Here is a 24,477-nt window from a genome sequence, read left to right on the forward strand (position 1 = left end):
GCCAAAAGTCTGGCGAACGTTGGAAAAATGGTTGCGCCACCGCCTGAGGGCGATCCAGCTGTGGCATTGGAAGCGGCCGAGGACGATTTACCGGGGGCTTAAGGCGATGGGTGCCAGCGAAGACGTTGCCAAGCAGGTGGCGGGAAACTGCCACCGTTGGTGGCGCAACAGCAATGGGGTCATCAAGATCGTGCTGACGATTGCGTACTTCAATGGGCTGGGGGTGCCAAGACTGTCCTGACCTCAAGCGCTCGAATCGCCCGGTGCGGACCCGCATGCCGGGTGGTGTGGCAGGGGTGCCTCCAAGAATGGAGGCCCCCTATGCCGATGGCGCAGCGGGATGGCTTGGGTAACTCGATTGCTTGGGAATCGGGTGAGCTGGCTTGCCTGCCGCCCACCACCAACTCACAACATTTGTCGAATTAATTTACAACGCTCTGAAGACGTTACAGAGGCAGTGATGCAAGCCATTGTCAGATATAGATAAAAAAATTTTGACGCGCATATTGCTTGACTTTTACGGCTCATTCCCTTGCTCGAACTTTAGGCGTCATGAATCATGAATGCCAAAATTTGTGCGCTGGCGCTTGGCTTGGCAGGCCTTGCATACGGATATCTTTGAACGCGAACGTACAGTGGGCTAGACCCGTGGGACTTGCTGCTTTTATTTCGTGGCAGCACTTGTTCCAGAAGTACTCACCATTTCCAATGGTCATGTCCCATTCGGCGCCTTTCGACCAGTGATTCATGTATGGCTGCCAACCTGCTTGCATAAGCAATTCGCGTGCGTGGTCATAGTCATGGTCTCGAATACGCGGAAGTGGCGCGTGCATGGCTGACGCAGGTTGAGGAAGGTACTCATATTGTGGACTGCCCATTGCGCGCATCGCCTCATCCTCTGCGGCAGCCTTCCAGCGAGACAGTGTCGCGGAGGAGTAGGCCGCGGGGTCTGTGTCAATTAGCTTGGCACAGTTTTGGCTCAGCCATATCTCGTTGTCTATGGATGCTCGCTCTTCCGAAGTCGAATTTGGGTCGTATCGAGGACCGCCTGGGGCTGCTGCAGTTATGTGCGCGGCAACGCCGAGGTTTATTGATTTGCTTGCCTCACTGTGTGGTCCACTTGTTGATGCTTTGCATGAAGGGTTCGAGCAACGTAGTCCCACGCGCTTCGCTAGCGCGTCCTTGGTTGTTCGAGAGAAGTCGTCGCGTGGCATGCGATTTTCAAAAACCCAATGTCTTCTCGATGGAGAGGTTAAGCGCAAGGGCCAGGATTAATTGGAATCTGACCGTTCCCCACCTGACCTGATCGGATGTAATCGACGCGACTGTCGAACCTTTTTACAAGTGACCGACCATGGCGCTACAACTGCGTCATAACCCACTGATTTCAAATGATTTACATGGTTCGGCACGGATTGTGCTATCTAAATGAAGGGGTTCGATTCTGAAATCCCCAGTCACTAGGAGAGCGATCATGCTCAAGAAAATGTTGATGGCGGTACTTGCCGCTGGTGTGCTGGCGGCGCCAATCGCCGCAACGGCCGACACCGTGACTCAGCTGATTCACTTCGATGACGCCAGCAACGGCTGGAAGTGGTACAGCGACAAGGATCTCAATTTCCTCTTCGACCCCACCAACCTTCAATCCTCCACACTCTGCGCCGACTCCACGAACGGCGGCAACGGCAGTTGCGTGATCGAAAGCACTCAAGGCGTGCTGCCATTGATGACGCGCCCGACGACGGGACCGCAGAGCCAAGGATCAACGAACGAGGCTCCAGTGGTCTCCGGGTATCAGACGTTCACCTTGGACTCGTTCTATTTCCTACTGACGGGCAAAGCCGAAGGTGCTGAGAATGGGCTCACCGTCACGGGTGGCACGGGTTTGCCGAACTCGACTCCGCTGCATACCTACACCTTTGCGGAGGGAACGAATTGGGATGCCGCTGGGCCACCGGATGTCAGGTTCTATGCAGGCCTCAATGCGGGTGACCTGGCTGGCAACTTGGTGAAGCAGACCGGCTACATCGTAAGCTTCGGCGACTTGTTCAAGGACGTCACCTGGATACAGTTCTCGGCGCAGAGCGACGCGGAGGTACGGCTCGACTGCGTCGTCGCCACATTCAATGGCACGACCACGGAACCCCTGTCGGGTTTCAATAATGGCTGTGGAGGCCCCAACCAAGTTCCGGAACCCAGCACCCTTGGCCTGCTGGCCCTGGCACTGATGGGCCTCGGCTTCATGGGATCGCGCAGGTCAATCTGATCGTCTAGGAGTCTGTTGGACTTTGGGCTTCGAAAGCGGAAATCGGCCCCAGCGAGCGCAGTTTTCGCCGGATTTGCGGCCCAATAGCCTAGCTATTGGGCAGAAAGGCGGTGAAAAATGAGCCGCTGCGGTCGATTTGCAGCCGACGACTCCAAAGTCCGACAGACTCCTAGTACGGCACAAACGCTGACAGGGGTCAGCATGTCTGTGAACAATACCGTCGTCGACACGTACACGGGCTTCACGGGCAATGTCCCTGACATCAATAACGGGAATGGCTACGCAGACTACCTGCTGGGCAACTTCCCCCCATTTTCCGCGACCGATCAAGTTCAGTTCAGCTTCAGAGATGCAAACGATGGTCCCGAAATGATTTTCGTGGCCAGCACTCCCTCTAGTACAGTTCCGGAGCCGGCCACTCTGACGCACCTTGGCTTGGGTTTGCTGTGTGCATGCTTTGCGCGCCGTCGGCGTAGCTAATCTCTGCAATGTCGGCTCAAACGGCCCCTTGTAGGCCCCTTTTCCTTTGGGCGCGCGCCAAGCGCGGCAGGGGTTACCATGGACCATACTCACTGTTCGGGAGGCCCCATGAAGCGACTCATCATCGCCAGCGCGCTGTTCATCGCCGCGACCCCTCTGCTGGCGGCGAACCCGCCCTCTGCCGGCTGCGCCGCCCAACGTGCGCGCATAGAAGCCCAGCTCCAGCGCGCCCAGGCCGAGGGAAACCAGCAGCAACTGGCAGGCTTGCGCAGAGCCTTGCGCGCCAACGAGACCCATTGCAGCGACGCCTCGCTGGCCGCCGAGCGCCAGCGCGCCATTCAAAAGGCGACCAAAAAAGTAGCTGAACGCGAGAAAGAACTGGCCCAGGCCCAACGCAAAGGTGATCCAGACCAAATCGCCAAACGCCAAGCCAAGCTTGACGAAGCTCGCCGTGATCTGGCCGAGGCCGAGCAGCCGCTGCTGCCCTGAGCGCAAGCTCTACCCGACACCCGCTTGAGAACTTTTTGCCCGTCGCCACACTCAACCTGCAGATGAAACGCTGGCCCCTCCTCTTGTCCCTGGTGCTGACGGCGGCCATCACGGCCGGTTGCGCCGTCCTTGACGAAAAGCAACGTAGCTGGATCTTCCAGCCCAGCGACAGCAGTTGGGGCAATAGCGCCGACATGGCCAGGGACATGCAAGACGTCTGGATTGATTTTGAATCCCGCAGCACAGGCCAGCCGGTCAAGCTGCACGGCCTGTGGCTGCCCGCCGATCCGACACGGCCCGGCTGGAGGCAAGCCCAAGATGACGGCGCCCCCGGCAAGGCCCAGGCCCCGGTGCTGCTGTTCCTGCACGGCGCCCGCTGGAATGTGGCCGGCTCGGCGCCACGCATACGCCGCATGCAGGCGCTGGGCTTTTCGGTGCTGGCGATTGACTACCGCGGCTTTGGCAAGAGTTCGCCCGAGCTGCCCTCGGAAACCATGGCCTATGAGGATGCCCATGCCGCCTGGGACTGGCTGGGCAAACGCTACCCACAGCTGCCACGCTACATCTTCGGCCACTCGCTAGGCGGTGCCATCGCCATAGACCTGGCCGCCAAGGTTGACGACGAGGCCGGCACCATTGTGGAAGGCACCTTCACCTCGATTGTGGATGTGGCCAACAGCATGTCTTGGGGCTGGTTGCCGCTGCGCCCACTCATCACCCAGCATTTCGAGTCGGTGGAAAAAGTCGGCCAGCTGGGTTCGCCCTTCCTGGTGGTGCACGGCTCCAACGACAACCTGATTGCGCCGGCGCTGGGCCGCAAGCTCTTCGAAGCCGCCCGCCAGCCCAAGGCCTTTGTGCTGGTCGAAGGCGGCTCCCATCACAACACCAACAGCCTGGGTCAAGCGCAATACCGCGAGGCGCTGGCGCAATTGTTTGGCGCGGCCGGCCACTGAAATTCAGGGCCGCAGTGACGGGTTGGGACACGGCGCTTTCTGGTAGCCTAAGCCGCATGTCCGTTTCCCTTTCCAATATGTCTGGCATGCCCTGCCTGACCGCCATGCCCTCCACCGCACGGGCTCTAAGATGAGCCTTTCCTACATCGCCCTGGCCGGCCCCACGGCCTCGGGAAAAACCGCCGCCGCCTTGGCCATTGCCCAGCACCACGCCGTCGAAATCATCAGCGTCGACTCGGCCCTGGTCTATCGCGGCATGGACATAGGCACGGCCAAGCCCAGCGCCGAGGAGCTGGCCGCCGTGCCGCATCACCTGATCAACATTCGCGATCCGCTGGACGCCTACAGCGCCGCCGAGTTTGTGCATGACGCCCAGCAATTGATCAAGGACATTCAGGCGCGCGGCAAGCTGCCACTGCTGGTGGGCGGCACCATGCTTTACTTCAAGGCGCTGATTGACGGCCTGGATGACATGCCCAAGGCCGACCCGGCGGTACGCGCCGTGCTGGCGCTTGAAGCGGCCGACAAAGGCTGGCCGGCGCTGCATGCCGAACTGGCGCTGGTGGACCCGGTGACGGCGGCCAGGCTGGAGCCGAACGACTCACAGCGCATCTCGCGAGCGCTGGAGGTGTTCAGGATATCGGGCCAGCCGCTGGCCTTCTTTCACCAACGAAACGCTATTAAAAATATAGCTGATAGCACCCGTCCATCAAGCGCTGCAGCCCTTATTTCCTTGGAACCGGCCAACCGGGCCTGGTTGCACGAGCGGATTGCCCTGCGTTTTGACGCCATGCTGGCGGCCGGCTTCATGGACGAAGTCAGGGCGCTACGCGCGCGCGGCGATCTGCGGCCGGATTTACCGTCCATGCGCTGCGTCGGCTATCGCCAGGCCTGGGAGGCCCTTGACGGCAGCAGCCCCATGAGCGAGTTGCGCGACAAGGGCATTGCCGCCACCCGCCAGCTGGCCAAGCGACAGATCACCTGGCTGCGCTCCATGCCGCAACGCCAGGTGGTGGCTTGCGATGAGCCGGCGGCGCTGCAACAGGTGCTGGCGCTGGTCAAGGCGCATAGCCAGGCGCTTCAATGAGCTTGTCCATACGCGGCCTGGCCAAGCGCTATGGCGATGCCGCCGTATTCAGCCAGGTCTCGCTGGACGTGGCACCCGGTGAATTTGTCGCCATCGTCGGCGAGTCGGGTGTCGGCAAATCCACCTTGCTCAACTGCATGGCCGGGCTGGACCACTGGGACGAAGGCACGGTGACGCTGAACGGTGCCGATCTGGGCGCCATGAGCGAGGACCAGCGCGCCCTGCTGCGGCGCCGCCATGTCGGCTTTGTGTTTCAGGCCTTTCATGTGCTGCCGCATCTGGATGTGGCACAAAACGTGGCGCTGCCGCTGCTGCTGCTGGGCCAGCCCGACGATGGCCGGGTGCAAGCCATGCTGGCCGCTGTCGGCCTGGCCGGCCTGGGCCAGCGCCTGCCGCAGCAACTAAGCGGCGGCCAGCTGCAGCGGGTAGCGATTGCGCGCGCGCTGGTACACAGCCCTGGCCTGCTGCTGGCCGACGAGCCCACCGGCAACCTCGATCCCGCCACGGCCGCCAGAGTGATGGACGCGCTGCTGGCACAAACCCGTGAACAGGGCGCCTCGCTGGTGCTGGTCACCCATTCGCAAGCCGCCGCCAGCTGCGCCGACCGGGTGCTGCAATTGCGGGCCGAGGGCATACAGCCCAATGTCAGGCCATGAGGCCCACCCGCACCAAGCCCATCTCTCGTGAAGCACCCATGAATTCCCAAACCGCCCCCTTGGCCCACGAAGCCGAAACACCACTGGTCGATGCCGAAATCCTCAGCACGCCGGCGCCGGACCCAACACCCGCTCCCAGCCGTGCCCGCCGCTTGTTGCTGGCGGCCAGCCTGGTGCTGATTGCCCTCAACCTGCGGCCGGTATTCAGCAGCCTGTCGGTGCTGCTGCCTGAGATCATGAAAACCACCGGTCTGTCGCCGGCCGGCGCCAGCCTGCTGACCACCTTGCCGGTGCTGTGTCTGGGCCTGTTTGCGTTTCCCGCGCCGGCGCTGGCACGCCGCTTTGGTGCCGAGCGCACACTGCTGGGGGCAATGCTGCTGGTCGGCGTGGGCACTTTGCTGCGTGGCAGCGGCAGCCTGTCCATGCTGTTTCTTGCCTCGGCCGTGGCCGGCGCGGGCATTGGCGTCGCCAATGTGCTGCTGCCGGGGCTGGTCAAGCGCGACTTCGCCAAGCAGGCGGCGCTCATGACAGGCCTGTATACGCTGGCGATCTGCGCCGGTGCGGCCGGCGCCGCCGCCTTTTCCGTGCCGCTCCAGCATCACCTGGCCGGCGATTCCTGGCAACTCGCGCTGGCGGCCTGGGCGCTGCCGGCTGCGGTGGTGCTGCTGCTGTGGGCGCCGCAGGCGCTGCCCGTGAAACCCAAGCCCAGCCACAGCGCCCAGCCAGCCGGCAAGCTGTGGCACGACCGTCTGGCCTGGCAGGTCACTGGCTTCATGGGCTTGCAGTCGGCGCTGGCCTATGCGGTGTTGGGCTGGCTGGCACCCATTCTGCGTGAACGCGGGCTAGACGCAAGCAGCGCTGGCTACGTCGTCTCGGCGGCGCTGCTGGTGCAGGTGGCGACCTGCCTGCTGATACCGACGCTGGCCGTGCGTATGCGCGATCAGCGCCTCCTGGCCGCAGGCATGCCGGCGCTGGTGGTGGTGTCCATGCTTTCGTTCCTGTTCGCGCCTCTGTCCAGCCTGTGGTTTTGGGCCTTGCTGTTAGGCTGCGGCCAGGGTGGCATTTTTTCGCTGGCGCTCACCCTGATCGTGCTGCGCGCCGCCGATGTCCGTGCGGCCGCTCAGCTCTCGAGCATGGCGCAAGGGGTGGGCTATCTGATCTCTATCAGTGGCCCACTGTTTGTCGGCCTGCTGCGCGGCTGGACCGGCAGCTTTGCCTCTTCGGCGCTGCTATTCGTGGTGCTCGGCGTGCTGATGATCTGGTGCGGCCTTGGCGCCGGGCGCGCGCTGCTGGTGCAGCCACGTTAGCGTCCGTGCAACGGCTGCGGATAAGCGACAGATCGCCACAGCCGGTTTCAGTCCTGCTTGAACAGCACGTAGACCTTGCGCATGGTGCTGCGTATTTCCCATTCGCCAGTGGTATTGGCAGGGAAAAAATACACATCGCCCTGACAGAGAGCAACTGGCGCCCCGCCATCCGGCGTGAACACCGCATCGCCACTGAGCACGTGCATGGTTTCCGCAGACACCACCTGCCGACGAAAGCGGCCCGGCGAGCATTCCCAGAGGCCGACTTCGGGCTGGTTGTTGAGCGGCAAGACCATTTTCTGGCCCCGCAGCTGGCAGACAGGTTCGCCGAGCGGCAAACCCACCGCCCCCCAGTCCGGCAGCGTGTGCGTCGGTGCCACGGAAGATGATTCGAGTTTCTGGATGCTCATGAGCGGACTTTCAGGTTAAACGGGTCGCTGGTCGCGCCAGCGGTAGTAACGCACCGAAGGAGCGAGGAACCAGGGGTTGCCGGTATAAAAGGGGCGGGTCTGGAAAGCCAGTCCGTCCAGGGCCGTGCGACCTTCTGCCAGGCCCAGCACCTGCTGCCCGACACGCATGCCGAAATAGCTAGAAGTGCCGACGCCAGCGCCGCAATACCCCATGGCGTAATGCATGCCCTCATGTTTGCCAACATGCATGAGTTCATCAAAGGTGTAGGCGACAAAGCCGGACCAGCTGTGGCTGATCTTCACATCACGCAGCTGCGGAAACACATTGACCATATCGGCGTGAAGCAGCGGGCCGCTCACACGGTTATTGGTTTCCTGATGGGAGACCCGGCCGCCGAACAAAATGCGTCGCCGGTCGGGAGAAGCGCGGTAGTAATACACCACCTTGCGGGTGTCGCTCACAATGCGGTTGCGCGGCATCAAGCGGTCCATCAAGCCGTCGGGCAGCGGCTCGGTGGCAATCATGTAACTGCCGATCGGAATCACGCGGCGCTGCAGCCAGGGCGTGGCCTTTCCCGTATAGCCATTGGTGGCCACCACCACGTCGCGTGCCAGCACCTGGCCGCGGGGCGTGCTCAACAAAAACTTGTCTCCTTGACACTCTATGCCTGCCACCGGGCAACGTCCTTGCACCTGCGCCCCGGCAGCCAGCGCCCGCTCCAGCAGGCCCTGGTGATAGCGAGCCGGGTGCACCGAACAGTGCTGCGTATACACCGCACCGCCCCAGTAAGCGTCGCTGCCCAGCTCGCCATGCTGCTCGGCACGCGGCACCATATGCGCGGGGATCTCCAGCCCTTTGGGCTGATTGGCCAGGCGCGCGGCCAGGGCTGCATACTGCGCCGCATTGTGGGCGGCGTGAAAGCGCCCCACCTGATGAAAATCGCAGGCAATACCTTCGCTGCGAACAAACTCCCCCATCCAGGCGAGCGAGCGCTGTCCCTCGCGCAAAATCTCGCCAGCACGCTCAGCGCCATGGCGCCGGGCCAGTTGCTCGAAGCTGGGCTTGATGCTGGTGGACACCTGCCCACCATTGCGCGTGCTGCAGCCCCAACCGGCTTCCTCGGCATCCAGCACCAGGGTGGAACGTCCGCCGCGCGCCGTTTGCAAGGCCGCATGCAAACCGGTATAGCCGGCGCCGATCACGGCCACATCGACCTGCGCCGGCAAGGGGTTATCGACCACCACCGGCCTGGGCACATCGTCCCACCAATAAGGCGTCAACTTGCAATTTTCAAGAAGATCCAAGAGATTTCCTTCAAGGGATGGAGTGGCGCGCACTGCGCAGAACTTCGTCAGCGCCTTTTTCCGCGAGCATCAGCGTAGGCGCATTGGTGTTGCCCGAAGTGAGCGAGGGAAATGCCGAAGCATCGATCACGCGCAGACGCCCCAACCCATGCACCTGCAGACGTTGATTGACAACGGAAGTCAGTGGGTCTGGCCCCATGCGGCAGGTGCTGACCGGATGAAAAACCGTAGAGGCGCGCTGACGCAGATCGTCCAGCAGCTGTTCGTGGGTATGCACCTGCAGCCCGGGAACCAGCTCGCGCTCTATCACCGAGCGAAAGGCCGACGTTGCCGCCAGCGTGCGAAGAAACCGGCTCGCTTCCAGCATTTCCTGAACGTCATGGGCGGTCGACAGTGCATTGGGCTCGATGATGGGCGCGTCCATAGCGTCCGAGGTCCACAAACGCAGGTGCCCGCGGCTGGTCGGCTTGCAGGGCTGGGCACCGAGCAGAAAACCAGGATAAGGGTCGGGCGCCATCAGCGCTCTTTTTCCTGGAGTGGCCCGCAGATAGCTCAAGGGAGAAAAATACAGCTGCATGTTGGGATGCGGCAAATCCGGACGTGAGCGGAAAAATCCTCCGCCCTGGTTGACGCTGAGCGCCAAGGGTCCACGGCGCATGGCGGCATATTGCATGCCTGCCCACAGCTTTCCGTACCAGGGGCCAAGCTGGTTGTTCAGCGTGGGGCGGGTAGACCGATAGAGATGGTCTATGCACAGATGATCCTGCAGGTTCTGCCCGACGGCGGGACGGTCCGCCACGACCTGGATGCCCATGGCCTGCAAGTGTGAGGCAGGACCGACACCGGACAGCAGCAACAGCTGCGGTGAATTGATGGCCCCGGCCGACAGAATCACTTCGCGCCGGGCACGAACTACCCGCGACACGCCGCCTTGTTGATAGGCCACTCCACAGGCCTGCGAGCCTTCAAACAGAATGCGGCTGACATGGGCATGAGTCTGCACGCTCAAGTTGGGCCGCTTCAAGGCCGGGCGCAGGTAAGCGCTGCTGGCCGAGGCGCGCATGCCTTTGTCTGTCGTGATCTGGTAGATGCCCACGCCTTCTTGCGTCGCCCCGTTGAGATCGCGGTTGATCGCCAGTCCCGCCTGCTTGCCCGCCTGCAGGTAAATCTGGCACAAGGGGTGAACCTGATCGCTGACATCGCTCACCCGCAAGGGCCCGCCGCTGCCACGCCAGGCATCCGGCCCGGCCTGGTTGTCTTCGAGCTTCTTGAACCAGGGCAAGACATCGTTCCACGACCAGCCGGGGTTGCCCATCGCCGCCCATTCGTCGAAGTCGCTGGCCTGGCCACGAACAAAGACCATGGCATTGATGCTGCTGGAGCCGCCCAATACCTTGCCACGCGGCCAGTAACCCTCGCGCCCCGCCAGGCCGGGGTCAGGCGCCGTGCGATACATCCAGTTCACGGTCGGGTTATAGAAGGATTTTCCGTAACCAATGGGAACACGCAGCCACAGACGCTGATCACTGCCGCCGGCCTCGAGCAGCAGCACACTGTGCTCGCCCGACTCACTGAGACGATGCGCCAACACACAACCGGCAGATCCGGCCCCGACGATGATGAAATCAAACTCTGTCACGAAATGAAGCATCTCACGCCTGTGGCCTGCCAAACAGGTCCGTTTTGGACAAAGTGGCAGACCACTCTCAAAATCCGATGTCGAAAAAATCAGCAGCCAATGCCAATTCAATCACCTTCGGCTGGGGCGATGCGTTCCTAGCCCCGCCGCTGGCCGCGCAAAACCTCGGCCAGCACCTTGACCCCAGCCTCAATGGCCGGCGGCGCGCTACTGCCGAAGCCGAGCACCAGGCCGCTCACCGCCAGGGGTGAAATGGCAAACCGCCCCAAGGGCGACACGGTAACGCCGCGCTCATCAGCCCCCCGCGAAACGCTGGCTTCGCTCAGCCCTGGAGCAAGATAGCCCACGGTGTGTAGTCCGCTTTTCGCGGGAACAACCTCAAGCAAGCCGCCAAGATGCTGCTGCGCGGCCCTGGCCAATGCTTCGTGGCGCTCGAAGTAAATCTGGCGCATGCGGCGTACGTGGACCGCGAAATGCCCTTCATCGATGAACTCCGCCACCACGCCTTGCGTATGCGACGGAACACCTTGCAAAAACCGGCTCAAGATGGTTTGAAAGGTAGCCACCAGTGCTGGCGGTGCCAACACATAGCCCAGCCGCAGGGCAGGAAAAATCGACTTGCTGAAGGTCCCCACATAAATCACGCGCCCGGTGGTGTCAACGCTCTTGAGCGTAGGCGGAGGCCTTCCGGCAAAGAAAAATTCACCGTCGTAATCATCCTCAATCACCCAGGCGTCGGCATCCTCGGCGGCGCGCAGCAAGGCAAAGCGGCGCGCCAGACTCATCACGCTGCCCAGCGGCTGCTGATGTGAGGGCGTCACAAAGGCGAGACGAAAGCGTGAGGCGAGCCGCAAGCCCTCCTCAACGCACAAACCATGGTCATCGACTGGCACGGGAATCAGGTCGGCGCCCGAAGCAATCAGGCTGTTGCGTGCGCCAATGGCACCCGGATTCTCGAACCAGACCTTGTCGCCGGGATTGAGCAGCATGGAGCCGATCAGGTGAAAAGCCTGCTGCGCCCCGCCCAGAATGAAGATCTGCTCCGGGTCGCAGGTGATGCCCCGGTTTCCGCGCAGATGTGAGGCCAGGGCCCGCCGCAGATTCAGCGCGCCAAAAGGGTCGCCATAACCCATCACATCACTGAGACTGCCGCGCAGCCACTTGGCTGACAAGCGCGCCCATTGCGCCCGCGGAAAGGCGTCAAAGGCCGGCAAGCCGGTGGTGAAGGCACGCGGCGCATGCGGCAAGCGCTGCCGCTCCCCCAAGTGGCTGACCGCTTCCTGCATGACGGCAGACAGCTTGGGCGCCAGCGGCTCCGAGGCGGCGACCTTGGCCCTGGAAGGCATGGGCCTATCACCTCCCAGCACGGCGCTGACAAAGGTACCCGAGCCGGTTGCGGACTCTATCAAGCCTTCGGCGGTCAAGCGGCTGAAAACCTCAACGACGGTGGTTCGCGACACCCCCAGATCCCGCGCCAGGGTGCGGCTGGCCGGAAGGCGGTCGCCAGGGGCAAAACCGCCCGTGAGAATCATCTCGCGCAAGGCCACGCAGAGCTGGGTGCTCACCGGGTGATGGTGGGCGTGATCGATCTGGATCGACAGCAATAAAGAGCCGCCGGCGCGCTTGACCATGAAATGCCTCGTTCTTGTTTGTCTTCAAAAATGGTATGACGTATTAATCAAAATGGTTCTGTTGTGCGATCCACTTCGGCCGGATGATGACACAACCCTCCCATCAAGCCATCCCAACGCCGCCCATGCTCATCCAAAAAATCGAAACCTTTTGCGACTCCTTTGTGGGGTTTGTTCGCATCACCACCGACGACGGTCGACAAGGCTGGGGGCAGGTTTCTCCCTACATGGCAGACATCACCGTGCAGGTGCTGCATCGCCAGATTGCGCCCTGGTCGCTAGGCCGGGATGCGCTGGATATCGACCATCTCGTGGACACCATTCCGGAGCGCGAACACAAGTTTCCGTGCTCCTATCTTTACCGCGCCATGTGCGGCCTGGATACGGCGCTGTGGGACCTGAGGGGCAAGCTCGAAGGCAAACGCGTCTGTGATCTGCTGGGCGGCACAGCACGGCCGCTGAGGGCTTACGCATCGTCCATGAAACGCGACATCACGCCGCAGGACGAAGTTCGCCGCATGCTCGGAGTGCGCGACCAATATGGCTTCGACGCCTTCAAGTTTCGCGTGGGCGCCGAATACGGCCATGACAAGGACGAATGGCCGGGCCGAACCGAAGAGATCGTGGCCGCCATGCACCAAGCGATGGGCGACGATGCGGCCTTGCTGGTCGATGCCAACAGCTGCTATTCCGCTGCCCGCGCCATCGAGGTCGGGCGCATGCTAGAAGCCAATGGCGTCAGTCACTTCGAGGAACCCTGCCCTTATTGGGAGCTCGACCAGACACGCGAAGTGCGCGAGGCGCTCTCACTGGATGTCACTGGCGGTGAACAGGATTTCTACATGCCGGTCTGGAAGCAGATGATGACATCCAAGGTGGTCGACATCGTGCAGCCCGACATCTGCTACATGGGCGGACTGACCAGAACCTTGCGGGTGGCGCGCATGGCCGAGGCGGCCGGTCTGCCCTGCACCCCGCACAGCGCCAATCAGTCCATGGTGACTCTATTCACCATGCACATGCTTTGCGCCATTCCCAACGCCGGCAAGTACCTGGAGTTCTCCATCGAAGGCGCCGACTACTATCCGTGGCAGGAAGGTTTGTTTGTGCGCTCGCCGTATGACGTCAAGGACGGCTGCGTGACCTTACCCGACGCCCCCGGCTGGGGCGTCGATGTCAACCCCGCATGGCTGGAAAAGTCACGCTACCAAGTCAGTGAGGTTTCTTGAGCATGTCCCATTCATCACTCAGCGCCCTGGTGCAGGAGGCACGGACCACTGGCACGCTATCGGGCTTGCCGGACGGCCACCTGATCAACGGCTTGCGGCTGCCGTCCCAGAACGGCGGCCGCATGGAAACCATAGACCCGGGTACCGGCAAAGCCTTTGCCACATTTGCTGCCGGCGATGCCGCTGACATCGATGCGGCCGTTGCCGCCGCACAGGCCGCCCTGACCGGCCCCTGGCGCGCCCTGACGCCAGCCCAGCGCGGCCGCCTGCTGCTGCAGATCGCCACACTGATACGCAGCCATGGCGAGCGACTGGCCGTGGTCGAGTCACTGGACAGCGGCAAAACCCTGACGGAGGCGCTGGGCGATATCGCCGGTGCAGCGGCCACCTTCGAGTACTACGCAGGCGCTTGCGACAAGCACCACGGCGACAGCATTCCGCTGGGAGAGAACTACCTGGCCTACACGATCAACGAACCGGTCGGCGTCACTGCCCACATCATCCCCTGGAACTATCCGCTGTCATCGGCGGCACGCGGCATCGCGCCCGCGCTGGCCGCAGGCTGCACCGTGGTGGCCAAGCCCGCCGAACAAACGCCGTTGACGGCGCTCATGCTGGCCGATATCTGCCTGGAGGCCGGCTTGCCGCCCGGCGTGTGCAACGTCGTCACCGGCACCGGCCGGCAGGCTGGCGCCGCGCTGGTTCGCCATCCTGGCGTGCACCACATCAGTTTTACCGGCTCAGTGCCCACAGGCATTGACGTGATGCAAGGCGCCGCGCCCAACGTCACGCGGCTGGTATTGGAGCTGGGCGGAAAATCACCCGTGGTCGTCCTGGCCGACTGCGATATCGACGCCGCAGTCAGCAACGTGCTGGGCGGCATCTACGAGAACGCCGGCCAGATCTGCTCGGCCGGCTCCCGGCTGGTCATAGACCGCACCATACACGCGGACTTCGTTGAGCGTCTGGTGAAACGCGCCAGCGCCATGACGCTGGGACACGGATTGCGCCGTCCCGACATGGGCGCGGTCAACTCCCTGCCCCATCTGGAAAAAATCGCCGGCTACGTAGAGCGTGCCCGCGCGCGCGGCGTCAGCGTACGCTGCGGCGGCCAACGAACAAGCGACCCCGAGACCGGTCAGGGCTGGTTTTATCAGCCCACCATACTCGACCAGCTGACACCCGATGACGAAGCCATCCGCGAGGAGATCTTCGGCCCCGTCCTTTGCGTGCAGACCTTCAGCGACCTCGACGAAGCAGTCGCGCTGGCCAACGGCACGGACTTCGGCCTGGTCGCGGGAATTTTTACGCGGGACTTTTCCCGCGCCCACCAGCTGGCCAGACGCATAGACGCCGGGCAGGTGTACATCAACGAATACTTTGCCGGCGGCGTTTCGGTGCCGTTTGGCGGCAACAGGAAATCCGGCTTTGGCCGGGAAAAAGGACTGGAGGCCCTGCGTAGTTACAGCAAGCTCAAAAGTGTTGCGGCCCGAATATCATGCCCGGAGCCGCCCTGAGTGGTATGGCGATGTTTTGAGAATGGCACTACTGACAGGACCACCTTATTCCTAGACTGAAGCGCGGCAGACAGCCCATTGCCGCATCCCTTGCGTAGACGTGTTCAATCAACCGGAGACAAAAATGACCAACGAAAAAAAATATCATCGTGTCGCAACACTCGGGGCATTGCTGGCCCTGAGCACGCTATTCAGCGGACAGGCGGCGGCGCAGCTGACCGTGGTCTCCTTTGGCGGCGCCTATCAGGAAGGACAAAGCAAGGCGGTCTTCCAGCCTGCCGCCAAGGCCCTGGGCATCACCATTAAAGAAGAGACCTATACCGGCATCGCCGACCTGCGCCTAAAGGTCAAGGCCGGCGCCGTGGCATGGGATATCGTGGCCAGCGGCTCGGGAAGTGCGGCCCGTGCCGGCTCCGAAGGACTGCTGGAGCCGCTGGACTACAAGACCATAGACGTTTCCACTTTCGCGCCCGGCCTGACGCAAGAGTTCTGCGTCGGCGGCGATGTCTTCTCCAATGTGCTGGCATGGAACACCAAGACCTATGGTGAAAAGGGTCCGCAAAGCTGGGCCGATTTCTGGGACGTCAAGAAATTCCCCGGCAAGCGCTCCTACCGCAAGGGTGTGGCCGGTTCGCTCGAGCCGGCGCTGATGGCAGACGGCGTGCCACCGGCCAAGGTGTACGAGGTACTTTCCGCTCCCGGCGGCATTGAACGCGCCATCAAGAAAATCAAGGAACTCAAACCGCACATTGCCGTGTGGTGGTCGTCCGGCGCCCAGCATGCCCAGCTGATGAAGGACGGCGAGGTCGACATGATCACGGGCTGGAACGGCCGCTTCGACGTGGTGGCCAAAGACGGTGCCAAGGTGGCCTACACCTTCAACCAGGGCATTCTGGACTATGACTGCTTCGGCATCCCCAAGGGCGCGCCCAACAAGACCCTGGCCATGAAATTTCTGAACGAGATCAGCAAGCCGCAGTACCAGGCCGAGTTCACCAAATACATCACCTACGGCCCGGCAAACAAGAAAGCCTATGAAGGTCCGGCCATTCCCGCCGCTTACGCCAAGACCCTGCCGTCCCATCCGGACAACGCGGCCAAGCAGATCATGATAGATCTCAACTGGTACACCAAGAACGAGGCCAGGGCATCCGAGCTGTATCAAAACATGCTGACGGAATAAACGCGTGCGGGCCATCATGGCCCGCACGCGCCAGCCTGAATGAAATTTCAAAAATAAAAAGGCCTACTCATGAGCAACAAGTCGTCGCTGCCCATCACACTGCGGCAGGTGACCAAGCGCTATGGCTCCGCCTACGCGCTCGACCATATTGACCTGGACATCCGAAGCGGCGAGTTTCTGACCTTGCTGGGCCCCTCCGGCTCCGGCAAGACAACGCTGCTCACCGTGCTTGCCGGCTTTACCCGTCCCGACAGCGGCAGCCTGAAATTCGGTGACACCGAAGTGATCTGCACACCGCCGCAAAAACGTGACGTCGGCATGGTGTTTCAGAACTACGCCCTGTTTCCTCACATGACGGTTGCAGGCAATGTGGCGTTTCCACTCAAGCTGCGCGGTGTCTCAGCCAACGAGGTGGCGCGCCGGGTGGAGCATGCGCTGGAAATGGTTCGCCTGGGCGGCTACGGCGAGCGCGGCGTTCACCAGCTGTCGGGCGGGCAATGCCAGCGCGTCGCCCTGGCGCGCGCCATGGTGTTCGAGCCGCGCATCATGCTGATGGACGAGCCCCTGTCGGCGCTGGACAAGCAGTTGCGCGAACACATGCAGATCGAGTTGCGGCAGTTGCACGACAAACTGGGCATGACCACCGTGTACGTCACCCACGACCAGCGCGAAGCTCTCACGATGTCAGACCGGATTGCCGTGATCAATGGTGGCCGCATCGTCCAGCTTGACACGCCGCGAGGACTCTACGACCGCCCTGCCAACCGCTTCGTGGCAGAGTTCATCGGCGAGTCGAGTTTTGTGCCTGTGACCATTCAGGAAGGCGCGGTCAGGTTTGACGGCGCGGCACTGATGACACCCGCGCATCCAGGTAGAGACGGCCCGCGCCTGCTCATGCTGCGCCCGGAACGCTTGAAAATTCTGGGCAACAGCGGCAACGCCGGCCTCAACACCCTGAACGCGAAAGTGGTGTCCACGGTGTATCAGGGCGACAGCTCCCTGGTTCAGGCCGCGCTCACTGACGGCAAACTGATCAGCGTGCGCGGCGCACCGGGCAGCCATGTCGGCAACGCCTGTCCCCGCGTCGGAGACAACATCACGCTGGGGCTATCCGTGGAAGACACCTTCCTGCTGCCCGAAGAGGCTGCGCAATGAACAGCGCCCCGAACGCCCTCACACTTCAGCAGGCCAGAAGCCGTGAACGCACTGGCTTGCTGGCGCTGGTCTCGCCGGCCTTGCTGCTGGTGACCGTCATCATGGTGCTGCCGGTCGGCTGGCTGTTTTATCTGTCACTGCTTTCCGACGCAGGACAGTTCAGCCTGGAGCATTACCAGCGCATGTGGGAGCAGCCGTCTTACGCGCGCACTTTCCTGGTGACCTTTCAAGTCAGCCTGCTGACCACCGGCATCTGCATTCTGCTGGGCTACCCCCTCGCCTACTTTCTGTCCGAGCTGCCCAAGCGCACGGCCAATCTGTGCATGATCGCGGTGCTGCTGCCGCTGTGGACTTCGCTGCTGGTACGAACCTACGCCTGGCTGGTACTGCTGCAGCGGCGCGGCCTCATCAACAACTGGGGCATAGAGCTGGGCCTGTGGGATCAGCCCCTGGAACTGGTGCACAACCTGACCGGTACCTTGATAGGAACCGTCCACGTGATGCTGCCCTTCATCGTGCTGCCGCTCTACGCCGGCATGCGGGGCATCAATCGCGACCTGCTCAAGGCCGCTGCCAATCTGGGTGCCTCGCCCACGCGTACCTTCTGGCAGATTTTCTTTCCGCTCTCGGTTCCGGCGCTGGCCACCGGCTCGCTGATCGTCTTCATCCTGTGCCTGGGTTTTTACATCACGCCGGCCGTGCTCGGCGGTGGAAAAGTCATCATGGTCTCTAGCCGGATCGCCAACGATATCGAAATCTTCTTCAACTGGGGAGCGGCAAGTGCGCTGGGCGTGGTGCTCCTGGCTCTCACGCTAATCCTGATCCTGGCGGCCTCCCGCGTGGTTCGTCTGGAAGATGCCTTGCGCGACAGGAGTAGCTCGTGAAATGGTTTCTTACCCCCGTCACGGAAACCCAGATCAGCCGCGGTGGCCGGCTCTGGCTTTATGTTGTCGCCGTGCTGGTCATGATCTTTCTGGTGGTGCCCACCTTGCTGGTAATACCGATGAGCTTTTCGGGCGCGCAATACCTGGAGTTTCCGCCGCGTCAGTGGTCGCTGCGTTGGTATGAAAGCTATTTCAACTCGGCATCGTGGATGCAGGCCACGGCAACGTCGCTAAAGGCCGGTGTTCTCACGGCGCTGGTCGCCACGCCGCTGGGAACCATGGCGGCCTACGGTCTGCTGTCGTCGCGCTTTCGCCATGCAGGCATGCTGACCATGCTGCTGCTCACGCCTATGGTGGTGCCGGTCATTCTCATCGGCATCGGTGTGTTCTATGCCTACGTCAAACTGAAGCTCGTCAACACCTTGATCGGACTGGTGCTGGCGCACAGCATGCTCGCCATTCCGGTGGTGATGATGGTGGTGAGTTCCGCACTCAAGACCTTCGACCTGAATCAGGAACTGGTGGCCCGCAGCCTAGGCGCCTCGCGCCTGACGGCGTTTCGCCTGGTGACCTTCCCGCAAATCCGCTTTTCGGTGCTGACCGGTGCGGTGCTGGCTTTTCTGACCTCGTTTGACGAAATCATCGTCTCGCTTTTTGTCTCTGGCGGCGACTACTCCACGCTCACGCGCAATATGTTCAATGCGCTGCGCGATCAGGTCGACCCAACCATTGCCGCCATCTCAACGCTCATCGTGGCCTGCACTTCCATCTTGCTGGCGGCCACGCAGTTCATAGGCAAATCAGAAAAGGCCGCCCAGCGTTAAGTAGGTGGGAGCGGGGATGTCAACGCCCCCTCCCATTAGCTGACACGAAACAGGCGGACAGAGATACGGGCTTGGCAGTCCAGCACGGCCAAGCCTGAAGCCGCCCCGCCAGGGCCTCACCACAGCACTTGCAGCCGGCCTTCAACCAGGCGCACACCACGCCCGGCCATGGCACGGGCCTCGGCCTCGTCGTGGGTGACCAGCAGCGTGGCCATGCCGGCCGCCGTAATGCGCTGGCGAAACTCCTGCTGCAGACTGCTGCGCAACTCGGCATCCAGGGCAGAGAAGGGTTCGTCCAGCAACAGCGCGCGCGGCGCCGTGATCAGGGCGCGCGCCAGCGCCACACGCTGCTGCTCACCGCCAGACAGCGTCCAGACCTTGTCCCGGCCATGATTGGCCAGCCCGAACAAGGTCAGCATCTCTTGCGAGCGCTCACGCGCGGCGCGCTTGGCCACGCGCTGCTCGATCAGGCCAAAGGCCACGTTGTCCCGCACATTGAGGTGGGGGAACAGCGCGAAGTCCTGAAACATCAGGGCAAAGCCGCGCCGCTCTGGCGGCCATTGGGTGATGTCCTTGCCATCGAACCAAACGCTGCCCTGCTCCGCTGGCTCCAGGCCGGCGATGATGCGCAGCAAGGTGCTCTTGCCGCTGCCCGAGGGACCCAGCAAGGCCACGATCTCGCCCGCCGCCACACACAGGCTCAAGTCGCTGGCCAGCTGGCGCGAGGCAAATTGTTTGCTGATATTCCTGAGCTCAAGCATGGCGTAAATCGTGCGCGCTGGCACCCTGGGTGATGGAAGCAGACGGTTGGGAAGGCCGGGAAAGCGCGGCTTGCGGCTCACGGCTTGGCCATTCGATCAGCCCGAAGGCCAGCAAGGCCAGCGCCATCAGCACACAAGCCAGTACCATGGCCAACTCCATATTGGCCAGGCCGGGACGGCCCAAGCGCTGATAAATCAAGGTGGTGAGCGTGGTCCATTCGGGGCGCGACAAAAACAGCGTCACGGCAAACTCGCCCAGCGCGGTGGCGGCAGCAAACGCCATGCCGCGGCGCAGCGCCGGGCTCAGCAGCGGCAAGGTCACGCGCCAGAACAGGCGCCAGGGGCTGGCCCCCAAGGTGCGGGCCGCATAAGCCAAATGGGTAGGCAGGCCATCCAGCCCGGCCGCTACCGCCTTGGCCACAAAAGGATAGGCCAGCACGGCGTAGGCGGCCAGCAGCAAAGCCAGGCTGGCCGACCATTGCGGATAGAGCAACAGCAGGCCAAATGCCACTGTCACCGGCGACACCACAAAGGGCAGGAAAGCGGCGGCGCGCCAGACCAGCGACTGCTGCGCCGCCAGCGCATGCGCCAAACCCAGCAGCGTGGCGGCGAACAGCGCCATGGCGGAAAAGCGCAAGGTATTCCACAAGGCGGCCAGCACTTCCTCATCCAGCACTTGTGCCCAGACCTGAGCCCCGGCCTGAGCGCCGCGCCAGGCAATGGCCAGCAGTGGCGCGGCACAGAAAAAGACCAGCACAGCCAGCGCCGCCGCCAGCGCCAGCCACTGCGCCAGACCTTGCGGACGCCGCCTGGGCACGCAATCGGGGCGGCCAGGCGCGGCCAACCGCTTTTCGATCGCCGCATAGGCCAGCGCCACGGCGCCCGTGAGCAGCAGCATCCACAGCGCGAGCGCGCTGGCCTCTGCCAGCTTGAGCTCATGCGCCACCAGCGTGTAGATTTCGACTTCCACCGTGGCGTAGCGCTGGCCTCCCAGCACCAGTGCCAGGCCGAAGCCGGCAAAGCAATACAGGAAAACCAGGCACAGACTGGAGGCCAGCCAGGGCAATATCGCCGGCCACTCGACACGCCAGAAGGCGCGCCAGGGCGTGGCGCCCAGAGTGCGGGCCGCTGCCACACGCTGGCTGCTGACCTGGGCCAGGGCATCGACGCCGGCGCGCACCACCAAGCACAGGTTGAAAAACAGGTTGCCATAGAGCAGCAGCCAGGGCGTGTCCTGCAGATTGATACCCAGCCAGCTGCCCAGCACGCCGCGCGGCCCCCATAGCGCCAGCACGCCCAGCGCAGCCACCAGCGTGGGCACGACAAAGGGCAGCATCAGCAGTCGCAGCACCAGCTGGCGGCCCCAAAAATCAAAGCGCGCCAGCACCCAGGCCACCGGCAAACCCAGCACCAGGGCGGCGACACAGGTCACACCGGCCTGGGTAAAAGACCACAGCACACGCCAGCGCAGGTAATCGTCCTGCCACAGCCGCCAGGGCTGGGCCACCCCGAACAGAGCGGAGTCGCCGCTCCAGCCCTCCCAAGCCAAGCGCAGCACCGGTGCCAGCAGCAGCAAGAGCAGCGCCGCCAGGGGCCAGGGCAGCAACAAGTAGCGCGCGGAAAGCTTCATGCCCTGGCAGCCATAGCGTTTACTTCAGCACCACCTGGGTCCAGCGGCTGACCCACTGGCTGCCTTTGTCCGCAATGACCTCGGACGACAGGCTTTCAAAGGCGGCGGGCTCGGGCGCATGACGCATCACTTCCACCCGTGGCGTGCGCGGGTCCAGCGGAAACATCCACATGCTGGTTTGCAGCGCCTGCTGCACCGGCGCCGAGCGCATGAACTCGATGAACTGGCGGGCCGCCTCGGGATGGCCGCCGCCCTTGATCAGCGCCGCACCCTCGACCTGGCGGAACACCCCGCCCTTGAGAAACAAGCTGGCGGTGGGCGACTCGGTGATTTTTTCCTTGCTGTAAAACACCTCGGCCGCCGGGCTGGTGGCATAACCCACCACCAATGGGCGGCTGCCGCCGTTGCGGCTGAATTCCGTGTAATAGGCTTCGCTCCAGCCCTTGCTTACCTTCAGGCCGTTGGCCCGCATTCTGGCCCACCAGTCAAAGGCTTTTTCCTCACCCATGCCGGCCACGGTGGCCAGCAAAAAGGCGTAGCCCGGGCTGGAGGTGGCCGGGTTTTCCACCACCAGCCAGTTGCGATAAGGCGCTTGCGTCAGATCCTCCAGCGTTTTAGGCAAAGGCAAGCCGCTTTTGGCAACGGCGGCCTTGTCGTAATTGAGGGCGACAAAGCTGTAGTCCACGGCCACCACCTGGGGGCCCAGTTGCAGGCTGCCAGTGACGCCGGCCTGACCATGCGCCTCCAGCACCTGGGCCGCCTGGGCCTTGACCAGCTGCGCATTGTCGATACCGAACACCACATCGGCCAGCGGCTGTGCGCGGGTCAAAATCAGCTTGTTGAGCATTTCACCGGCGTCGCCCGCCTTGATGATGCTGAGCTTGATACCGGCCTGCGCCTCGAATTGGGCCAGCAGCGGCTTGGGCAGGGAAAAGGAGTTGTGCACCATGACCCGCAGCTCATCGGCGGCCAGTGCCGGCGCGGCCGAAAACGCCGTGGCGGCGAACGCCAGTGCCGCCAAAGAAAAAGTCCGCCTGTACATTGCTTGCGCCTTTCAATACGCCAGACTGGGGGCGCATGACAGGGGAGCAAGCCGGCAAAGGCGGACCCTGGTCCATCACGCTCCCTACGCTGGCATGACCCAGATCAGGTGAGTGGGGTATATCTCAGCCCGCCTGCTGGCGGACACCCCCGGTGAGTTTTAGATTGTAGTTGGCGCCGCATCCAACAAGCGCCAGGCGCACGCGTCGCCGCGCCGCTTCAGGACCCGCTCAGCAGTTCGGCGTAGCGCGCCAGATCCACATTGCCGCCGCTCACGATCACGCCGACGCGAGCGCCCTGGATCGCCGGAGCCGCCGCGCAGGCCGCGGCAAACGCCAGGCAACCAGTTGGCTCCACCACCATCTTCATGCGCTCGGCGAAAAAACGCATGCACTCCACCAGTTGCGCATCGCTCACGGTGACGATGTCATGAACATCGCGCCGGATGATGGCAAAAGTGTAGTCACCCAGGTACTGGGTCTGCGCGCCATCGGCAATGGTCTTGGGCGTGGCGATGCGCACAATGCTGCCCGTGCGCAAAGACTGCTGGCCGTCATTGCCGGCTTCGGGTTCGACACCATAGACCTTGCACTGCGGCGCCAGCGCCCGTGCGGCGAGTGCCGAGCCGCTGGTCAAGCCGCCGCCGCCCAGGCACACGAAAAGGTAGTCAAGCGGGCCGGTTTCCTCCAGCAGCTCCTTGGCCGCCGTGCCCTGGCCGGCAATCACATCCGGATGGTCGTAGGGCGGAATCAAGGTCATGCCGCGCTCGGTTGCCAGCCGCTGCGTGAGCGCCTCGCGGTCTTCGGTAAAGCGGTCGTAGAGCACGACTTCTGCGCCATAGCCGCGCGTGGCGGCCAGCTTGGCGGCCGGCGCGTCTTGCGGCATGACGATCACGGCAGGCATGCCAAGCAGCTGCGCCGACAGCGCCACCGCCTGCGCATGGTTGCCCGACGAGAAAGTGATCGCGCCGGCCCGGCGCTGCGCGGCATCGAACCTGGACAAGGCATTGAAAGCACCGCGAAACTTGAAGGCGCCCATGCGCTGGAAGTTCTCACACTTGAAGAAAAACTGCGCACCCCAGCGCGCATCGGCGGTGGCCGAGCGCAGCACCGGCGTGCGGTGCGCATGGCCATCCAGCCGCGCGGCGGCAGCGACTACATCTTCGTAAGTAGGCAATTGCATGGGATCAGGGCTTTCGTTAAGGAAGGTAAAAACTCGAAAAAATGGCCGGCCTGGCGCTCACCGGCCCATGACGGCTAAATATGGCGACTAAGGCTTGCGCCAGTAGTCATAAGTCCAGGCCGTGGCAAAACCGGCGCGCTGGTACAAGTCCTGCGCCCTGGTATTTTCCGCGTCCACCTGCAGAAAAACCGACGTAATGCCCCGGGCCTGCGCCCGGCTGGACAAGGACGCCAGGATGCGGCTCGCCAGCCCCTGGCCCCGATGGGACAGTGCCGTGCGCATGCCATGAATGCTGGCCCAGCCATGGCTGAAGCTGGCAGCGCCTGCGGCCACCGCGCGGCCATCCACGCGCAGGCTGGCAAAGACCGCGTCTTGCGCCCGCCCGAGCAAGCGCACCCGGTTGGCGCCATCAACCGGATCAAAGCCTTCGCCCAGGAAAACCGATGCCCAGGCTTCATCGGGCGTCGCCGCGAGCTCCAGGTCTGCGCCCTGCGGCGAGCCGCCAGGCAGTTGCTGAACGGCATGTGAAGAGCCGACTTGAACCCGCGTTGGCTGGGATGGGGCATAGCCGCGCCGCGCCAAGGCATCGCGAAAACTTTCAAAACTCGCCACCAGCGGAAGACGAAACGTCGGCTTGAGCCCATGCGCGGCGTAGCACTGCTCGATTTGAGCCACCACCGCGGGGTCTGGCGCGGCATGCTGCAAAGGCACGGCGCTGTGCGCCCTGCCTACGGTTCCGGAATCAAGCCCCAGCAACCAACCGGGCATTTCCTGCAAGGCGGCGGGAGGCACTGCGGCCAACGTGGCGCGTTCTATGGATTCAACGTCAATGTGCATGAAAGGCATTT

At 62.9% G+C, this 24,477-nt stretch carries 22 protein-coding genes, 1 pseudogene and 1 riboswitch; of the genes and pseudogenes, 14 read left to right on the plus strand and 9 right to left on the minus strand.

The window, feature by feature from the left end; all coding sequences use genetic code 11:
* The 8 genes and pseudogenes from BM160_RS19940 to BM160_RS19975 form a co-directional block, all read left to right on the plus strand.
* Nucleotides 1-241 (plus strand): annotated as a pseudogene (locus BM160_RS19940) (group II intron reverse transcriptase/maturase); the annotation flags it as partial.
* Nucleotides 242-1,474: 1,233 nt separating this feature from the next.
* Nucleotides 1,475-2,266, plus strand: coding sequence for a PEP-CTERM sorting domain-containing protein (locus tag BM160_RS19945; RefSeq protein ID WP_092007917.1), 792 nt, complete (start codon nucleotides 1,475-1,477; stop codon nucleotides 2,264-2,266).
* Between the two features lie 369 nt (nucleotides 2,267-2,635).
* Nucleotides 2,636-2,746 carry a PEP-CTERM sorting domain-containing protein gene (locus BM160_RS23180; RefSeq protein ID WP_369821809.1) on the plus strand — a complete coding sequence of 37 codons (111 nt, stop codon included), beginning with the start codon at nucleotides 2,636-2,638 and terminating at the stop codon, nucleotides 2,744-2,746.
* Nucleotides 2,747-2,854: 108 nt separating this feature from the next.
* Nucleotides 2,855-3,235 (plus strand): DUF1090 domain-containing protein, encoded by a 381-nt coding sequence (locus tag BM160_RS19955; RefSeq protein ID WP_092007919.1) that lies wholly within the window; start codon nucleotides 2,855-2,857, stop codon nucleotides 3,233-3,235.
* Between the two features lie 62 nt (nucleotides 3,236-3,297).
* Nucleotides 3,298-4,188, plus strand: coding sequence for an alpha/beta hydrolase (locus BM160_RS19960; RefSeq protein WP_092007939.1), 891 nt, complete (start codon nucleotides 3,298-3,300; stop codon nucleotides 4,186-4,188).
* 130 nt (nucleotides 4,189-4,318) lie between these two features.
* A complete protein-coding gene (miaA, locus tag BM160_RS19965) occupies nucleotides 4,319-5,275 on the plus strand; it encodes a tRNA (adenosine(37)-N6)-dimethylallyltransferase MiaA (RefSeq protein WP_092007920.1) in 957 nt (318 codons plus the stop codon).
* The gene (locus BM160_RS19970) at nucleotides 5,272-5,931 is read left to right on the plus strand and encodes an ABC transporter ATP-binding protein (protein WP_092007921.1); all 660 of its coding nucleotides are present in this window, start codon (nucleotides 5,272-5,274) and stop codon (nucleotides 5,929-5,931) included. Before miaA ends, BM160_RS19970 begins: the two co-directional genes overlap by 4 nt.
* Before the next feature lie 38 nt (nucleotides 5,932-5,969).
* Nucleotides 5,970-7,238, plus strand: coding sequence for a CynX/NimT family MFS transporter (locus tag BM160_RS19975; RefSeq protein ID WP_092007940.1), 1,269 nt, complete (start codon nucleotides 5,970-5,972; stop codon nucleotides 7,236-7,238).
* A gap of 47 nt (nucleotides 7,239-7,285) precedes the next feature.
* Here BM160_RS19975 and BM160_RS19980 read toward each other — a convergent pair whose 3' ends face one another.
* The 4 genes from BM160_RS19980 to BM160_RS19995 form a co-directional block, all read right to left on the minus strand.
* Nucleotides 7,286-7,648 carry a cupin domain-containing protein gene (locus BM160_RS19980; RefSeq protein ID WP_092007922.1) on the minus strand — a complete coding sequence of 121 codons (363 nt, stop codon included), beginning with the start codon at nucleotides 7,646-7,648 and terminating at the stop codon, nucleotides 7,286-7,288.
* Between the two features lie 15 nt (nucleotides 7,649-7,663).
* On the minus strand, nucleotides 7,664-8,953 hold the full coding sequence (locus BM160_RS19985) for an NAD(P)/FAD-dependent oxidoreductase (protein ID WP_092007923.1): 1,290 nt from the start codon (nucleotides 8,951-8,953) through the stop codon (nucleotides 7,664-7,666).
* Nucleotides 8,954-8,963: 10 nt separating this feature from the next.
* Entirely contained in the window at nucleotides 8,964-10,592 is a 1,629-nt protein-coding gene (locus tag BM160_RS19990; protein ID WP_092007941.1) for a GMC family oxidoreductase, read from the minus strand.
* Nucleotides 10,593-10,729: 137 nt separating this feature from the next.
* Complete coding sequence (locus tag BM160_RS19995) at nucleotides 10,730-12,223, minus strand: MocR-like pyridoxine biosynthesis transcription factor PdxR (protein WP_092007924.1); 1,494 nt, start codon at nucleotides 12,221-12,223, stop codon at nucleotides 10,730-10,732.
* 125 nt (nucleotides 12,224-12,348) lie between these two features.
* Here BM160_RS19995 and BM160_RS20000 point away from each other — a divergent pair, with 125 nt between their 5' ends.
* The 6 genes from BM160_RS20000 to BM160_RS20025 all read left to right on the plus strand — a co-directional run bounded on the left by BM160_RS20000 (nucleotide 12,349) and on the right by BM160_RS20025 (nucleotide 19,015).
* Entirely contained in the window at nucleotides 12,349-13,452 is a 1,104-nt protein-coding gene (locus BM160_RS20000; protein WP_092007925.1) for a mandelate racemase/muconate lactonizing enzyme family protein, read from the plus strand.
* Between the two features lie 2 nt (nucleotides 13,453-13,454).
* Nucleotides 13,455-14,969, plus strand: a complete 1,515-nt coding sequence (locus BM160_RS20005; RefSeq protein ID WP_092007926.1) for an aldehyde dehydrogenase family protein — start codon at nucleotides 13,455-13,457, stop codon at nucleotides 14,967-14,969.
* A 124-nt stretch (nucleotides 14,970-15,093) separates the two neighbouring features.
* The gene (locus BM160_RS20010; protein ID WP_092007927.1) at nucleotides 15,094-16,152 is read left to right on the plus strand and encodes an ABC transporter substrate-binding protein; all 1,059 of its coding nucleotides are present in this window, start codon (nucleotides 15,094-15,096) and stop codon (nucleotides 16,150-16,152) included.
* 69 nt (nucleotides 16,153-16,221) lie between these two features.
* On the plus strand, nucleotides 16,222-17,307 hold the full coding sequence (locus BM160_RS20015) for an ABC transporter ATP-binding protein (RefSeq protein ID WP_092007928.1): 1,086 nt from the start codon (nucleotides 16,222-16,224) through the stop codon (nucleotides 17,305-17,307).
* On the plus strand, nucleotides 17,304-18,191 hold the full coding sequence (locus BM160_RS20020; protein WP_092007929.1) for an ABC transporter permease: 888 nt from the start codon (nucleotides 17,304-17,306) through the stop codon (nucleotides 18,189-18,191). The genes BM160_RS20015 and BM160_RS20020 overlap by 4 nt, the downstream gene beginning before the upstream one ends.
* The gene (locus BM160_RS20025) at nucleotides 18,188-19,015 is read left to right on the plus strand and encodes an ABC transporter permease (RefSeq protein WP_218156632.1); all 828 of its coding nucleotides are present in this window, start codon (nucleotides 18,188-18,190) and stop codon (nucleotides 19,013-19,015) included. Before BM160_RS20020 ends, BM160_RS20025 begins: the two co-directional genes overlap by 4 nt.
* 116 nt (nucleotides 19,016-19,131) lie before the next feature.
* Here the strand turns inward: BM160_RS20025 and BM160_RS20030 are convergent, their stop codons facing one another.
* The 5 genes from BM160_RS20030 to BM160_RS20050 all read right to left on the minus strand — a co-directional run bounded on the left by BM160_RS20030 (nucleotide 19,132) and on the right by BM160_RS20050 (nucleotide 24,466).
* Nucleotides 19,132-19,776 carry an ABC transporter ATP-binding protein gene (locus BM160_RS20030; protein WP_092007930.1) on the minus strand — a complete coding sequence of 215 codons (645 nt, stop codon included), beginning with the start codon at nucleotides 19,774-19,776 and terminating at the stop codon, nucleotides 19,132-19,134.
* A complete protein-coding gene (locus BM160_RS20035; RefSeq protein WP_092007931.1) occupies nucleotides 19,769-21,406 on the minus strand; it encodes an ABC transporter permease in 1,638 nt (545 codons plus the stop codon). Before BM160_RS20035 ends, BM160_RS20030 begins: the two co-directional genes overlap by 8 nt.
* Before the next feature lie 19 nt (nucleotides 21,407-21,425).
* Nucleotides 21,426-22,448 (minus strand): thiamine ABC transporter substrate-binding protein, encoded by a 1,023-nt coding sequence (locus BM160_RS20040; protein WP_092007932.1) that lies wholly within the window; start codon nucleotides 22,446-22,448, stop codon nucleotides 21,426-21,428.
* Between the two features lie 63 nt (nucleotides 22,449-22,511).
* Nucleotides 22,512-22,609, minus strand: a riboswitch (TPP riboswitch).
* 57 nt (nucleotides 22,610-22,666) lie between these two features.
* Nucleotides 22,667-23,629 carry a threo-3-hydroxy-L-aspartate ammonia-lyase gene (locus BM160_RS20045; protein ID WP_092007933.1) on the minus strand — a complete coding sequence of 321 codons (963 nt, stop codon included), beginning with the start codon at nucleotides 23,627-23,629 and terminating at the stop codon, nucleotides 22,667-22,669.
* Nucleotides 23,630-23,716: 87 nt separating this feature from the next.
* Nucleotides 23,717-24,466, minus strand: a complete 750-nt coding sequence (locus BM160_RS20050; protein ID WP_092007943.1) for a GNAT family N-acetyltransferase — start codon at nucleotides 24,464-24,466, stop codon at nucleotides 23,717-23,719.
* Between the last annotated feature and the right edge of the window lie 11 nt (nucleotides 24,467-24,477).

The organism is Polaromonas sp. OV174 (genome assembly GCF_900112285.1).
Taxonomy (GTDB): domain Bacteria; phylum Pseudomonadota; class Gammaproteobacteria; order Burkholderiales; family Burkholderiaceae_C; genus Polaromonas.

Coding starts and splice junctions, on each gene's coding strand:
- BM160_RS19945 (WP_092007917.1), top strand. CDS start 1,475: ATGCTCAAGAAAATGTTGATGGCGGTACTTGCCGCTGGTGTGCTGGCG.
- BM160_RS23180 (WP_369821809.1), top strand. CDS start 2,636: ATGATTTTCGTGGCCAGCACTCCCTCTAGTACAGTTCCGGAGCCGGCC.
- BM160_RS19955 (WP_092007919.1), top strand. CDS start 2,855: ATGAAGCGACTCATCATCGCCAGCGCGCTGTTCATCGCCGCGACCCCT.
- BM160_RS19960 (WP_092007939.1), top strand. CDS start 3,298: ATGAAACGCTGGCCCCTCCTCTTGTCCCTGGTGCTGACGGCGGCCATC.
- miaA (WP_092007920.1), top strand. CDS start 4,319: ATGAGCCTTTCCTACATCGCCCTGGCCGGCCCCACGGCCTCGGGAAAA.
- BM160_RS19970 (WP_092007921.1), top strand. CDS start 5,272: ATGAGCTTGTCCATACGCGGCCTGGCCAAGCGCTATGGCGATGCCGCC.
- BM160_RS19975 (WP_092007940.1), top strand. CDS start 5,970: ATGAATTCCCAAACCGCCCCCTTGGCCCACGAAGCCGAAACACCACTG.
- BM160_RS19980 (WP_092007922.1), bottom strand. CDS start 7,648: ATGAGCATCCAGAAACTCGAATCATCTTCCGTGGCACCGACGCACACG.
- BM160_RS19995 (WP_092007924.1), bottom strand. CDS start 12,223: ATGGTCAAGCGCGCCGGCGGCTCTTTATTGCTGTCGATCCAGATCGAT.
- BM160_RS20000 (WP_092007925.1), top strand. CDS start 12,349: ATGCTCATCCAAAAAATCGAAACCTTTTGCGACTCCTTTGTGGGGTTT.
- BM160_RS20005 (WP_092007926.1), top strand. CDS start 13,455: ATGTCCCATTCATCACTCAGCGCCCTGGTGCAGGAGGCACGGACCACT.
- BM160_RS20010 (WP_092007927.1), top strand. CDS start 15,094: ATGACCAACGAAAAAAAATATCATCGTGTCGCAACACTCGGGGCATTG.
- BM160_RS20015 (WP_092007928.1), top strand. CDS start 16,222: ATGAGCAACAAGTCGTCGCTGCCCATCACACTGCGGCAGGTGACCAAG.
- BM160_RS20020 (WP_092007929.1), top strand. CDS start 17,304: ATGAACAGCGCCCCGAACGCCCTCACACTTCAGCAGGCCAGAAGCCGT.
- BM160_RS20030 (WP_092007930.1), bottom strand. CDS start 19,776: ATGCTTGAGCTCAGGAATATCAGCAAACAATTTGCCTCGCGCCAGCTG.
- BM160_RS20035 (WP_092007931.1), bottom strand. CDS start 21,406: ATGAAGCTTTCCGCGCGCTACTTGTTGCTGCCCTGGCCCCTGGCGGCG.
- BM160_RS20040 (WP_092007932.1), bottom strand. CDS start 22,448: ATGTACAGGCGGACTTTTTCTTTGGCGGCACTGGCGTTCGCCGCCACG.
- BM160_RS20045 (WP_092007933.1), bottom strand. CDS start 23,629: ATGCAATTGCCTACTTACGAAGATGTAGTCGCTGCCGCCGCGCGGCTG.
- BM160_RS20050 (WP_092007943.1), bottom strand. CDS start 24,466: ATGCACATTGACGTTGAATCCATAGAACGCGCCACGTTGGCCGCAGTG.